Genomic DNA, 14,122 nt, shown 5'->3' with positions numbered 1-14,122 from the left:
ATCCGCCAATTGATTGCATGGAAATCGGAAACCTCATACCGCACATCGAATCACTGATCTTCGCCAGTGAAAAACCACTGACGTCTCTGGAGATCACCGAATTGATCAATAATGCATTCGGGTTCATGGAAGATAAGATCGTGCTGGACCAGGTAGAATCCTCCCTGGAAGGGATCGTTGAAAAATACAGATCCGAATTCTACCCGTTTGAAGTGCGCGAGAGCGGCGGCGGATGGCAGTTCCTGACCAAGAAAGATTATCATAAGACTGTGGCCCAATTGAATGGCGACAAATTCCTGAAGCGCCTGTCTTCCGCAGCTTTGGAAACCTTGTCGATCATCGCTTATAAACAACCCGTGACCAAGGCCGAGATCGAAGCCATCCGCGGTGTGAGCAGTGATTACGCTATTCAGAAGCTGCTCGAAAAAGAACTGGTGATGATCACCGGCCGCAATGAAGCACTGCCTGGTCACCCCCTCGTATATGCGACCAGCAAGAACTTCATGGACTACTTCGGTATCAATACCGCGGAAGACCTGCCAAAGCTCAAAGAAGTTTTCGACGATAGCATGGTGAGTGCCTCTGTAGTAGCAGCCCTGGAAGAAAGCGCCGCTGCGGCCATGGAAAATGGCGAACCGCTTAATCCGGTTGAAGAGGAAGGAACTGTTGCGCAGGAAGGAGAAAATGCAGAAGAAATAAATACTACCATCACCACGGAAGAAAATATAACTTTCAAAGTGGATGAAGATGGTGTATTGATCGAAGAAGTGTTTATCACCGAAACCGAAGAGGATCCCGGCCCTGAAGGTGAAGATGAAATAACAGCAGAAAGCGAAGAAAATATTGAAGTTGAAGCATCGGCTGAGAATGATGCTGAAGAATCAGAAGAAGAGGACGGAGAAGATACTGAAGGCGAAGAAGAAGGTGAGGAAGAGGATGGAGAGGAGGATGAGGAAGGCGAAGAAGATGATGAAGAAGAGGAAGGCAATGATGAAGACGATGAGGATAGTGACGATGATGAGGAGGAAGGCGAAGACGACGACGAAGAAGATGATGATGACGATGATAAGGATGAAGACGAAGAAGAAGATAACGATGATGAAGACGAATCTGATGACGAAGAAGACGAAGAAAAGAAGTCAAATTGATTTTTCAGCAGGAGTTCAGGCCTGCTAAAACATACAAAGCAGTTCCTCAGGGAGCTGCTTTTTGTTTTTGCCTACAGAGGGTGCAGCAGTCACTCGCCGGAAGCAGCTAAACAAAAGTCACTCACTCGCGGGGACGCGAGCGACTGCTCTCCGATCAGCTAATTTTCCCCTTTCCGCTAACATTCGTTACATCGCTTTGTTCGTATATTCGCAGACTATGTCACAGCATCTATCCCCAGACTACCTGTCTAAACTGGCTACTGATTTCGGAACGCCGCTCTACGTCTATCATGCAGAAAAGATCAAAGAGCAATACGAGAAACTGACCACTGCTTTTAAGAACAGCAACACTGTTTTCTTCTATGCCTGCAAGGCGCTTACCAATATCAATATCCTGAAGTATATCTGTAGCATAGGTGCGAATGTTGACTGCAGTTCCATCAATGAAGTGAAGCTGGCCCTTCATGCCGGATTCCCCAATACCCGCATTCTTTATACCTCCAATGGCATCGCATTCTCCGAGATCGAAGAGGCAGTAAGCCTGGGAGTGATCATCAATATCGACAGCATCAGCAACCTGGAAAAATTCGGTGCTAAATACGGCAATACCTATCCTGTAGGTCTTCGCCTTCGTCCCAATATCATGGCGGGCGGCAATCTCAAGATTTCCACCGGTCATGATAAAAGCAAATTCGGTATTCCTGTTGACCAGATCAACCTGATAGCGGATGTGGTGAACAAGTACGATCTCCGCATCAGCGATCTGCATATCCATACCGGCAGTGAGATCAAGGATGTGGAAGTGTTCGTGAAAGGCATCGAAGTACTATTCAGTCTCATCCCGCATTTCAGACATCTGGAGTTCATCGATCTGGGCGGTGGATTCAAAGTGCCATACAAAGAAGGAGATGTTTCAACCGATATTGATCTGCTGGCAGAGAAAGTACAGGAGGCATTCGCCAGTCATGCTATCCCCGGAGGAAAACCCTTACAGGTTTGGTTCGAGCCGGGCAAGTTCCTGGTGAGCGAGTGCGGCTACCTTGTTACACAGGTAAATGTGATCAAGGAAACCAATGCAGCTACGTTCGTGAGTGTGAACAGTGGTTTCAATCACCTGATCCGCCCGATGTTCTATGATTCCTATCATCATATCGTTAACATCAGCAATCCAAATGGTGCTGAGAGAAAGTATGCTGTGGTAGGAAATATCTGCGAGACCGATACATTCGCCTGGGACCGTACCCTGAATGAAGTACGTGAAGGCGATCTTCTTTTATTCTATAATGCCGGCGCCTACGGTTTTGAAATGAGTTCTAATTTCAACTCCCGGTACAAACCTGCGGAAGTGATGGTGATTAACGGTGAGGCTCACCTGATACGCAAGCGCGATCAGTTTGAGGACCTCCTGAGGAATCAGATAGAAGTGCTGTAATTGCATGGTTAAAAATTGCCTGTTGGCGTAGCGCTGACGCAAACCTGCAAAAGAAATAATTTACTTTTTTCTGAAAAAAATATTGCGCCGGATGGCTTATTGCCAATCCGGCCTTTTTGTTTTTACGTATATCGAAGTGCTTTAGGTTTAAAAATCATCTTTACTACTGGGTTTTCAACCAGGGCTGCACCGGGGTTTGGTGCAGCTCTTTTTGTTTACATATATTTCCCTGATTTCTTGTTACTTTTAATACATAACCAAATCATTCGTTATGCCTATTCGTATGGTTGATGATCCGCAGGATCCTCAGGAAAGTAACAGCGACAGTGGTGGTGGGGGCAGAGGTGGGGGAGGATTCCCCGGAGGAGGCGGAGGTTTATTTAACCTGCTTCCCTTATTACTCGGTTTATTCAAAGGCAAGGGCCTCATTGTATTGCTGATCATTGGCGGCATTGGTTATTTTCTCTTTGGCCGCGGCGGCGGTGGCTGCAATATGGGCGACCTCAGCCAGATCGCCGGAGGGCTTGCCACAGGTGGTTTCCTGGACCCTAAACAATTTGAGCGGGCCAATATTTATGAGCCGCTCGCAGACGACAACACAAAAAATCCGTTGCCTGATAATGCAAGCCTCACCTCCTTTGCGCCTGCAGTCGGCAACCAGGGAGAGCAGGGAAGCTGCGTGGCCTGGAGCAGCGCCTATGCCGCACGCACTGTGCTGGAATCCAGTCGCAGCGGCGTGAAAGGCGAAGAGCTGAAATTCAGTCCGGCCTTCCTGTACAACCAGATCGGTCTCGATGGCTGCCAGGGCTCCTACATCCTGCGCGCCATGGAATACATGACCAAACAGGGTTCTGTGCCTTACGATAAATTCCCTTACTCTGACCAGGACTGTACCCGGCAACCCGATCAAAGCCTGATCCGCGAAGCCTCTCAATTCAAGATGCGCGGCTTCAACCGACTATCACTTGGCGATCGCAATGATGCCATCGATATGCGTGCCATCAAGGAAAATCTTGCACAAGGTGCGCCGGTAGTGATCGGCATGATGGTAGGGCAAAGCTTCATGCAGGGCATGATGGGACAGGATGTTTGGGATCCGCAGGCCGGTGATGACCGTATGGTGGGATTCGGAGGACATGCCATGTGCGTGGTGGGTTATGATGATAAGAAATACGGCGGCGCCTTCCATATCATGAACAGCTGGGGACCTCAATGGGGCGTGAATGGATTTGGTTGGGTCCGTTACAATCATTTCAAATATTTCGTGCGAGAAGCATATGGACTGGAGCCCATGCCCAAAACCGGTGCTGCAGCCAATCAGCCCTTCACCTGTGAAGTAGGCCTGGTGCAGGTCAGGCAGGAAGGTAATAAGATGGTGGCCGGTGGTTATGCAGCCCTGCGCAGCACAGGCGGCAGCAATGTTTTTGAAACTGTATCACCCATGAGCATCGGCAGCCGCTTCAAAATGGAAGTGCGCAACAGCAGTGAATGTTATATCTATGTTTTTGGAAAGGAAACTGACGGTACCAGTTATACGCTTTTCCCTTACCCCAAAGCTGACGATCAAACCAAAACAAAATATTCTCCTTTCTGCGGCATCACCGGTTTCCGTTTATTTCCTCATGATAAAAGCATGACGCCGGACAGCATCGGTACCCGCGACGTGATGGCCGTGGTAGTGAGCAAGGAGCCGCTGGACTGGTATGAGACCAACAGAAAGATCGGCAGCAATCCTTCATCGGATTATGGTAGTCGCGTGAATGCCGCACTGGGCGGGCAACTGGCACAGGGACTGCGTTTCCAGCCGACCAGCAAGGGCACTATCAGTTTCACGGCGCCCGCCGGCGGCAAACAGGTGATGGCCGCCATCGTGGAAGTAACAAAACGATAACTGCAATTCTCCTTACCTTTAAAAAAATTACACCCCGTTTATTATGAAGTATAAATTTTTGTTCGCACTCCTGTTGGCCTGCACGGCATTTGTTGCCAACGCACAGGACATGGCCAATTTCAAATTGTACAGCCCAACTGAAAATGCGGAAGAAGGACTGAAAAAAGCCATCGCCCAGGCAAAGGCAGAAAAGAAGCATGTATTTGTTCAGATCGGTGGCAACTGGTGCGTATGGTGTGCGCGTTTCAATGATTATGCAACCACCGATACGCAGATCGATTCACTGGTAAAAGCCAATTATGTAGTGTATCATCTCAATTACAGCAAAGAGAACAAGAACGAAAAGATCCTCGCTAAATATGGATATCCGCAGCGTTTCGGCTTCCCCGTATTCCTGGTGCTTGATGCTGCCGGCAACCGCCTGCACACACAGGATTCCGGTCTGCTCGAAGCAGGAAAAGGATATGATAAGAATAAAGTAATGACCTTCTTCACTAACTGGGCGCCACAAGCGCTGGACGGTGAACAATACAAAAAGTGGTAGTTGAACTAAAATTCTGATCCTTCATGAAGATTGCTTTCCACGGAGCCGCCAGAACGGTAACTGGCTCCAAACATTTACTGACGCTCAAGAACGGAAATAAATATTTACTGGATTGCGGCATGTTCCAGGGAATGGGCCGCGAAACAGATACACTCAACAGGACCTGGGGCTTCGAGCCAAAAGAAGTGACGGCGCTGATCTTATCGCATGCGCATATCGATCACAGTGGTTTGATCCCCAAACTCATCAAAGACGGATTTTCCGGAAAAGTATATTGCACGCCCGCAACCAAAGAGCTTTCAGCCATCCTGCTGGAAGATTCCGGTGGCATCCAGGAAGATGAGACCAAATTCATCAACAAGCGGCGCATTGCAGATGGATTACCATACCTCACTCCATTATACAATACCGAAGATGCGCTTACCGCGATGGGTGCTTTCAGAACAGTGGAGTACGACAACTGGTTTCGTATAGACGATAACGTAGAACTCTTGTATACCGATGCCGGTCATATCATCGGCAGCGCTGCCGTTCATCTTCGCATTACTGAGAACGGCAAAACCACCCGCCTCACATTCAGTGGCGACGTGGGCCGCTACCGCGATGTGATCCTTCGTTCACCCGCGCCTTTCGATCAGGCTGATTTCATTTTGCTTGAATCAACTTACGGCAACAGCCTGCACGATATGCATGCCACTACTCCGGATATGCTGCTGCAATGGATCGAGAAAACCTGCCTTCAGAAAAAAGGAAAGCTTATCATGCCCGCTTTCAGTGTGGGCCGCACCCAGGAGCTGCTCTTCGCTCTCAATCAACTTGAACTGGAGCGCAGGCTTCCGCCTCTCGACTATTTTGTTGACAGTCCCCTCAGTATCGAGGCCACAGAGCTGTTAAAAAAATATCCGCAGTATTTCAATAAAACGATACAGCGTTTACTGCAAACCGATAGTGATCCATTCTTTTTCAGTGGTCTCAAATACATCAAATCCGTTGATGAATCCAAACTGCTCAACTATCGTAATGAACCATGTGTGATCATCTCTGCGAGCGGTATGGCTGATGCCGGTCGTGTGAAGCACCATATCAGTAACAATATCGAGAACAGCCGCAATACCATATTGATGACCGGCTATTGTGAGCCCAATTCACTCGGTGGCCGTCTGATGTCTGGTGAAAAGGAAGTGCGTATTTTCGGTGTGCTGCACGAAGTACATGCCGAGATCGGCAGTATCCGCAGCATGAGCGCTCACGGTGATTATGAAGATCTCAGCCAGTTCCTTGCCGGCCAGGATCCCCGCAAGGTGCAGAAACTGTTCCTTGTTCACGGAGAGTACGACGTTCAAAAACAATTCCGTCAGCGCCTTCTGAAGAAAGGCTTCCTGGACATCGAGATCCCCGAACGTCACTACGAAATCGGACTGGGATAATAAAGCGTAACAATAATCAATGTAATCCTCAATGACCAGAGAAGAGCTGATCCGATTGGTTGAAAAGATCATGATGGCTGAGGGCACTGAACAGGAGCTTGACGCCATGCTGGACCTGTTGATGGATAAAGTTGCCGATCCTGAAGTAAGCAATTACATCTATTATGACGATCTCACACCCGAACAGGTAGTGGACAAAGCACTTGCTTACAGACCCATTCAACTATAGCAAGAAATCATATAAACAATCATCACCCTGCTGCGACATATCGTTTCAGCAGGGTGATTTGCTATTCATGCTTACTGCTGCGCCCGCACTACAAATCGCTGCGGGCTCCTTTCTTCTACTGCTGCACCCGCAACACAAATCGCTGCGGGCTCTTTTTCTTTCTACTGCTGCACCTGTACCCCATTACGGCGAACCCCTCCGGGGAGATTGTGAAATTTTTGGGGGTGGGTGTTTGAAGGCCTTCGAAACAAAAGCTACAAAGCTCATCGATATACCACAGCCCATCCTCCCTACAAAATCCCAATAAAGCCTCAAAAGCGCCGGTTTGTTTCACAGCCTTCAAACACCCACCCCCAAAAATTTATACAATTAAAAAAGCCGCTTCACGACAGCGGCTTTGAATTCTTTACCATGGGTAATCAAACTATAACTTGAGAAAATCTAATAGGGTTGGATTTAACGGGCCTTCCCGGAACAATGGATTATCAACGATTCCTTCAATGGATATTGCGTTGGTTTTTCTCCGAGGAGATGTATGCTATCTGATATTCTTCAGTGGGAATTGGATTGCGGGTTTCGCGAACAACCCGGTTCGTGATACCGGGCGACTGCATTGCTGCGGTAAAACAAAGATGCAGAAAGTTTTTTATATAAAAAAAGGGGGCAGACCTAAGGTCAGCCCCCTGAATGAAATCCCAATATTATATGAGTAAGGGTATCGATCTGTTTACTCATTAGTTTTCATACTGTACGGACTTCATTGTCCTCTTTTGGAGGTAGGGTGTATTAGAGATAACCGTCACAAATAATATCTTTATAAAGAGCTAGTTAGCTTTGATTTTGTTGCTATCCTTTGACACAACAAAGATGTAAAATGGATGGTCAAACAGAAAATCTTTTAGTCCACAGGGAGGAAATGGCCGTTGGAACCTCCTTTTTGCCCGACGAATGGTCTGCTCCAGCGGTAATATTCAGATAATATTGAGCCTTTTGATGATCTCCGCCCGGTGTGCCTTGCTGATGGGGATCTCATGTCCTTTGATAAAAAGGTCATTTTCCCGGATATCATCGATCTTGGTGATATTGATGATATAGGAGCGATGCACTTTGATAAAGCATTGCTTATTGATCTTCTCTTCCAGGTGTTTGATGGTATTGTGCGTAACGAATTTCTTATCGTTGGTCACAAACTTCACATAGTCGCCCATACTCTCCATGAATAAAATATCATCATTCTTCAGCCTTACCAGTTTGCCTTCGCTTTTGATGAAGATATGATCATTGTTTCCTGATGGAGCCGGGGTATCCTGGCTGGATTGATGGATCAGCTTATGTACTGCGTCCAGGAATCGCTGGTAGGTGAAAGGCTTTTTCAGGAAATCCGTTACGTTGTATTCGAAAGCGTTGTATGCGTATTCCGATTTGGAGGTGGTGAGTATCACTTTGGGATGATAAGCCAGTTGGTCCAGTAGCTCAAACCCTGTAGCGCCGGGCATTTCAACGTCCAGGAAAAGGAGGTCGATGGCATTTTTGTTCAGGTATTCCAGTGCTTCGGCCACATTGGTGTAATGGGCTTTTACCGTTACGAGACCGCTCTTTTCACAACAGCGGCCCAGGTAATCGGCAGCTACCTGCAGATCTTCAACAATAATACAGCTTAGGGGCATAGGGTGTTTGCGTTATAGGCTTTCAATCTTTCATATTCGGAAACTATCAGCTCCTTACTGTTGGCTAAAGTAGTAATTAGTTGATGATAAGTTTCTTTCAACGGGAGGATCGATTGAACTTTCTGGCAAAGCTCTTCAAATTCCATGCATTGCTGTTGAATGCCGGTAAGGCCTGCAAAACCCATTGCCGGTTTTATCTTGTGTGTGGCGCGTTTGAGGTCTGAAAGATTACCGGTTGACCAGGCCTGGCGGATCGTTTCAAGGTCATCATCAAAATGGCTGAGGGTGATGGAATACACTTCTTCGATATAAGAATAATCATCAGCATAGAGGCTGAAAAGGTAGTCCGAATCTATTTTTTCGCTGAAAGTGAAATTTTTGGACGGTCCGGGCTGGGTCATAAGAAAATAGATTTAGAATTTTTGCGTTATACCTCGGTATTCCAGAAAAAATCATTCCGGTACCTATTCCAATAACTCTATGAAGCAGAAATTATTATATCTCGGGTGGTCAATTTACCGCGATATTGTGTATTCTGGGTTACACGAAGGGCTGAGCAAAGATCACCGGAAGAAGATCATCCGATTCAACCAGTTCATTTTCCTTGCATTACTGGTGAATTTTTTTTCTGTTCTGTCTTATTTCTACCATAAACTCTACATCAGTGCACTGATCAATATCACAGCCGCTTATTTTTTCCTGGTGGCATTCTATTTCGGTTCCAGGCGGAAACTGGAGACGGGGCGTATTATTGCCATCGTGAATGTGAATCTCTACCTGATCGTGATCAGTTATATAGAAGGACTAAAAGCAGGTGAGTACCTCATGTATTTCCCTTATTTCCTGGCGTTGACCTTTGTGGTGAACATGCGGCGGAATGCCCGGGAACTGCTGACTGTATATGCTATCACGATAATTTCATCACTGGTTTGTCTGAAGGTTTGTCCCTTCATGAACGATATTCAAATCATCAACGAAGCGCTCTATCTGCGTTTGTATACGAGCAACCTGGTGATCAGTCTTTGCGCCACTATTGTATTCTCCTATGCTATCCTGCGGGTGAACCGCGAGAATGAAGGTGCCATCATGGAGGAAAAGAAATTCGGGGATACCATCTTCAATACTTCGCTGGACGGAGTGTTCATCATTTTTACCCAGACCAATATCATTGCGAGCTGTAATCAGCGCGCGATCGAATTGTTTGAAGTGGATGAGAAGCGGGAGATCGAAGGGACCAGTATCGAAAAATGGTTCGAGGAAGATCATATCAGACAATTCGAATCCATCGAGGAAGTAGTGGCAACCGGGGCGCGCAACTGGCAGGGCGAACTGGCTTTTTCCACCAAGAATGGCCGCACATTCCACGGCTATGTGAGTGTTGTTCCTTTTTCATATAAAGATACCCGTTATACCAAGATAAGTATACTGGATGTGTCGCAGGTGAAGATGACGGAGTTCGAATTGATGAAGGCGAAAGAAACTGCGGAAGTGGCTGCCAAGACCAAGAGCCGATTCCTGTCTAATATGAGTCATGAGTTGCGTACGCCGCTGAATGGTATCATTGGGGCGTCCAATCTGCTGCTTCAGGAAGAATATTTGCCGGGTCAGCGTCCGCATCTTGATATCCTTCAGTTCTCTTCCCGTCATATGATGTTACTGGTGAATGATATCCTGGATTATCATAAGTTGGAGGCGGGTAAGCTGGAACTATCTTCTGTACCGGTTAACATGAAAGAGTTCATCGAGAAGATCGCTTCACAATTCAGTTCCCAGGCCGATACCCGTGGGCTGGAACTGAAAACGGATATCGATGAAAGACTGGATACGGAACTGATCACCGATGAAACAAGGCTCAACCAGGTTCTGAGCAATCTATTGTCCAATGCTATCAAGTTCACACATAAAGGTAAGATCACGCTGGCGGTACGTCAGTTGTTCTCTTCCAGTTCTCAGGTAACAGTTCAGTTCATTGTGATGGATACCGGAATCGGTATTCCCCGCAACAAGCACCGCGAAATTTTCGAGAGCTTCACACAGGCGGATGTGAATACTACCCGCAAATATGGAGGCACTGGTCTTGGTCTGGCCATTACTAAAAAGATCCTCAACCGATTCAACAGTGATTTGTTGCTGGAAAGTGAGGAGGGAAAAGGAAGCGCCTTCCACTTTACTGTAGAATTGAAAGTGAACGAGAACAAGCCGAGGTATATCCATGAAGAGAATGCCGGCCAGTTGCAGCAGTTGCAGGGAGTACGCGTGCTGATTGCTGAAGACAATCCCGTGAACTTATCTATTGCCAAAAGATTTCTCACCAAATGGGGCATTGCCGTGGGCGAAGCTACCAATGGCCGGGAGGCGGTGGAGCAGTTCAAACGCGAGAACTATGATCTTCTCCTGATCGATCTCGAAATGCCTGAAATGGATGGCGCAACTGCATTGAAAGAGATCCGAAAGCTCAATGGGACCATCCCGGTATTAGCGTTTACTGCTGCTGTTTATGATAATATGCAGCATGATCTTATCCAGAAAGGATTCACTGATTTTATTCATAAGCCCTTCCGTCCCGGAGAACTGCATTCAAAAATTACTTATCTTGTCGCCCCTTTACGTGCATAAGGTTCACCCCCTGAACAATTCATTAAACTAAATAAGGGCATACAGCAGTACTGTGGTAAGTGGTCATTTTTTCTACAAAATGATTGTCATTACACGAACGATGCAGCATTACTGTTTGTATTGTGGTCACATGATAAGATACCCGACTGTATCCCCTAAAGATTTTAACTATTGAGTTCTTTCAAAAAAACAACTTATGAGAAGACCATTATTAGTTCTGATGGCAATGCTCATGGCATTGTACTCTTTCTCTCAGTCAAAACAAGTGACGGGGTCCGTAACCGACCAGCGGGACGGCGCTCCAATACCGGGTGTGACTGTTACAGTGAAAGGAACATCAACATCCACAGTAACGGAACCTGATGGATCGTTTAAGTTAACGGTTCCGGGAAATGCAACCACACTTGTATTCAGTAGTGTTGGATTTCAGACGCAGGAAGCTGCAATTGGTAGTGGGATAGTGAACGTTCAACTGGTAGTTGGCAGCAGTTCATTATCTGAAGTGGTGATCACCGGTTACACCACTCAAAATAAACGTCAGTCCGCCGGTTCATCTATCCGGGTGGCGGGTGATGAACTTAAACTGCAGCCTGTAGGTTCATTCGACAGGGCGCTGCAGGGTAAAGTGCCCGGTTTGATGGCGCTTTCTTCGTCTGGTCAGCCAGGATCTGCTGCAGAGATCACTATCCGTGGTAAAGGTTCTATCAGCGGAAGTAACTCACCCCTGTACATTATCGATGGTATCCAGGTTAGTGCGGCAGATTTTGCCACCATCAACCCCGGCGATATCGAAAGCTACAACATCCTGAAAGATGCATCGTCTACCGCTATCTATGGTTCACGCGGTGCGAATGGTGTAATCGTAATCACTACCAAACGCGGTAGCTCAGGCCTGACGAAAGTGAATTATGATGGCCAGTTCGGTTTTTCCGAATTGCCCAAGAACAAATTGAGGTTGATGACTTCAAGAGAAAAAGTGGATTATGAGAAACACTCCCGTCCTTTGTATGATCCCAATGATCCTTCCTGGGATGGCAGTAATCCTTTTGGTTGGACACCAGACGAAATGGACAGCCTGGCGAAGATCGACAACGGCATTGCCGACAAGATGTTCCGCAAAGGAACTACCCAGCAACACATGGTAAGTGCTTCAGGGGGTAATGATAAAACGAAGTTCTTCCTGTCTGGTTCAATTTTCGATCAGCAGGGTATTGTGCGCAATACCGGTCTGAAACGCTACACTGGTCGCGCCAATATCGATAATACTTTTGGTAACTGGAAGATCGGCCTGAATGCCAGCTTCGGTTACTCACGTCTTACCAATACACTGGAAAATGATGTATATATCGGACAGCCTTTGAACGCTATCCGTTGGTTCAACCCATACATTACTTTGTATAATCCTGATGGAACATACAGGTATGACGGGTATGGCGGTCAACCGAATCCGCTGCAGGAGCAATTTGAGAACACCTATAATGGAGATCAGCTCAAAGGTATCGGTAGCGCCTATATCGAATACGCGCTTCCCTGGGTCAAGGGCTTAAAAGTAAGAACCCAATGGGGTGCTGATTTTACACAGGATGAAGACCTGCGTTATCTCGACCGTACAACCGATCAGGGTATCCAGGCTATCGGTAGCCGTGGCTCTCTGCGCAGGGGATATACCAAATTCGTTCGTTATACAGGAACTACTTCTTTGAACTATACAACAAGTTTCGGGGATCATGACCTGAGCCTGTCTTTGTTCAATGAGATCGTGAAAGCAAAACAGGAGTCATTCGGGTTTACCGGTTATGGTATGATCGGGCCTTTCAAGAATGAATCAGGCATCACGCCTGGTACAGCTGATAACGGATACATTCCTACTGTAAGAGGAAGCGTTACCGAAAATGGATTGCTGTCTTACTTCTTCGATGGAGTGTATGGCTACAAGAACAGGTACTTCCTTAACGCTGGTGTAAGACGTGATGGTTCTTCCCGACTTAGCCGCGACAATCGCTGGTCTACCTTCGGACATGTGGGCGCAAGCTGGATCGTGTCTGATGAGGAGTTCATGGCCGGTACTGAGAACTGGTTGTCTATGTTGAAACTTAAAGCCAGCTACGGTGCTGTAGGTAGCCAGGGTGTAGGCGATTTTGCCACATTGCCTTTGCTCAGCGCTGCAGTGTATAATGGTGAACCCGGCCTGGTTCTCACTAACCTGCAACGCCCACTCACCTGGGAGAGGAAAGTGATGTTCAATACAGGTGTGGAGTTTGCATTGTTCAATAACCGTGTAAATGGTAGCATCGAGTATTATAATAACCAAACCAAGGACCTGTTCCTGCCAAGACAATTGTCACGTACTTCAGGTTGGCTGGAAGTAATCAATAACCTGGGTAGCCTGCGCAACTCCGGTATTGAGATCGCTTTGGAAGGAGCTGTTGTTCGCACGAAAGACTTCAATCTGTCTCTGAATGTGAACTACACTCATAACAAAAACAAGCTGACAGATCAGGCTGGATTGGATGAACAGGTGAGCGGTGTATTCATCAACAAAGTTGGCGAATCCATCAACTCTCTGTACCTGGTGCGCTATGCAGGTGTTGATCCTGAAACAGGAGATGCCCTGTACCTGAAAGCCGATGGTAAAACGACCACCGACTTTGATGAGGCAAACCGCGTTATTGTAGGAACCGTAGATCCGCCCAACTTTGGTGGCTTTGGTACTACCATGAATTATAAAGGCCTTGAGCTGAATGTTCAATTCAGCTATGCTTATGGTCATTATATTTTCAATAATGACAGGACCAACGTAGAGAATCCAGGTTACTGGTTTTCTAACCTCGCTGCTTCTATGTTGAAGGAATGGCAGAAACCGGGAGACATCACTGATGTGCCTTCTCCATTCAATTCCTATCAGCCGGAAACAAACAGGTATGCTGAAAAAGGTGATTTCCTGAGATTGCAAAACGTGATGCTGAGCTACTCACTGCCCAAAACGGTTATAGGGAAACTCAAAGGGGTTAGAAATATCCGTGTTTTTGCACAAGGCCAGAACCTGTATGTTTGGCACAATGTGCTGGGCTATGATCCTGAGGTTCCCAACGGCATGCTGCTGGGTGGACAGTATCCTCAGTTGAAAACAATCACCTTTGGCCTCAACCTTGGTTTCTAACTATTAAA

10 protein-coding genes are annotated in these 14,122 nt (G+C 46.9%); 8 read left to right on the top strand and 2 right to left on the bottom strand.

Annotation, left to right across the window (positions count from 1 at the left end; translation table 11 throughout):
- Positions 1–17: 17 nt before the first annotated feature.
- The 6 genes from scpB (at position 18) to FSB84_RS02185 (ending at position 6,671) form a co-directional block, all read left to right on the top strand.
- Entirely contained in the window at positions 18–1,148 is a 1,131-nt protein-coding gene (gene scpB / locus FSB84_RS02210; RefSeq protein ID WP_130543109.1) for an SMC-Scp complex subunit ScpB, read from the top strand.
- A 217-nt stretch (positions 1,149–1,365) separates the two neighbouring features.
- On the top strand, positions 1,366–2,580 hold the full coding sequence (gene lysA / locus FSB84_RS02205) for a diaminopimelate decarboxylase (protein WP_130543110.1): 1,215 nt from the start codon (positions 1,366–1,368) through the stop codon (positions 2,578–2,580).
- A gap of 271 nt (positions 2,581–2,851) precedes the next feature.
- The gene (locus tag FSB84_RS02200; RefSeq protein WP_130543111.1) at positions 2,852–4,471 is read left to right on the top strand and encodes a C1 family peptidase; all 1,620 of its coding nucleotides are present in this window, start codon (positions 2,852–2,854) and stop codon (positions 4,469–4,471) included.
- A 43-nt stretch (positions 4,472–4,514) separates the two neighbouring features.
- The gene (locus tag FSB84_RS02195) at positions 4,515–5,015 is read left to right on the top strand and encodes a thioredoxin family protein (RefSeq protein ID WP_130543112.1); all 501 of its coding nucleotides are present in this window, start codon (positions 4,515–4,517) and stop codon (positions 5,013–5,015) included.
- Positions 5,016–5,038: 23 nt separating this feature from the next.
- The gene (locus FSB84_RS02190) at positions 5,039–6,442 is read left to right on the top strand and encodes an MBL fold metallo-hydrolase RNA specificity domain-containing protein (RefSeq protein ID WP_130543113.1); all 1,404 of its coding nucleotides are present in this window, start codon (positions 5,039–5,041) and stop codon (positions 6,440–6,442) included.
- Positions 6,443–6,473: 31 nt separating this feature from the next.
- Positions 6,474–6,671 (top strand): hypothetical protein, encoded by a 198-nt coding sequence (locus tag FSB84_RS02185; RefSeq protein ID WP_130543114.1) that lies wholly within the window; start codon positions 6,474–6,476, stop codon positions 6,669–6,671.
- A gap of 971 nt (positions 6,672–7,642) precedes the next feature.
- Here the strand turns inward: FSB84_RS02185 and FSB84_RS02180 are convergent.
- Both FSB84_RS02180 and FSB84_RS02175 read right to left on the bottom strand, forming a co-directional pair.
- Entirely contained in the window at positions 7,643–8,338 is a 696-nt protein-coding gene (locus tag FSB84_RS02180; protein WP_130543115.1) for a LytR/AlgR family response regulator transcription factor, read from the bottom strand.
- Positions 8,329–8,739: an Hpt domain-containing protein gene (locus FSB84_RS02175; RefSeq protein WP_130543116.1), complete on the bottom strand. Its 411-nt coding sequence runs from the start codon at positions 8,737–8,739 to the stop codon at positions 8,329–8,331. The genes FSB84_RS02180 and FSB84_RS02175 overlap by 10 nt, the downstream gene beginning before the upstream one ends.
- A gap of 79 nt (positions 8,740–8,818) precedes the next feature.
- Here FSB84_RS02175 and FSB84_RS02170 point away from each other — a divergent pair, with 79 nt between their 5' ends.
- Both FSB84_RS02170 and FSB84_RS02165 read left to right on the top strand, forming a co-directional pair.
- Positions 8,819–10,954: a hybrid sensor histidine kinase/response regulator gene (locus tag FSB84_RS02170; RefSeq protein ID WP_130543117.1), complete on the top strand. Its 2,136-nt coding sequence runs from the start codon at positions 8,819–8,821 to the stop codon at positions 10,952–10,954.
- 196 nt (positions 10,955–11,150) lie between these two features.
- Positions 11,151–14,114 carry a SusC/RagA family TonB-linked outer membrane protein gene (locus FSB84_RS02165; RefSeq protein ID WP_130543118.1) on the top strand — a complete coding sequence of 988 codons (2,964 nt, stop codon included), beginning with the start codon at positions 11,151–11,153 and terminating at the stop codon, positions 14,112–14,114.
- Positions 14,115–14,122 lie beyond the last annotated feature (8 nt).

Origin of the sequence: Pseudobacter ginsenosidimutans, assembly GCF_007970185.1 — a bacterium.
GTDB classification, from domain to species: Bacteria; Bacteroidota; Bacteroidia; order Chitinophagales; family Chitinophagaceae; genus Pseudobacter; species Pseudobacter ginsenosidimutans.
This window is presented reverse-complemented; position numbering and strand designations above follow the sequence as displayed.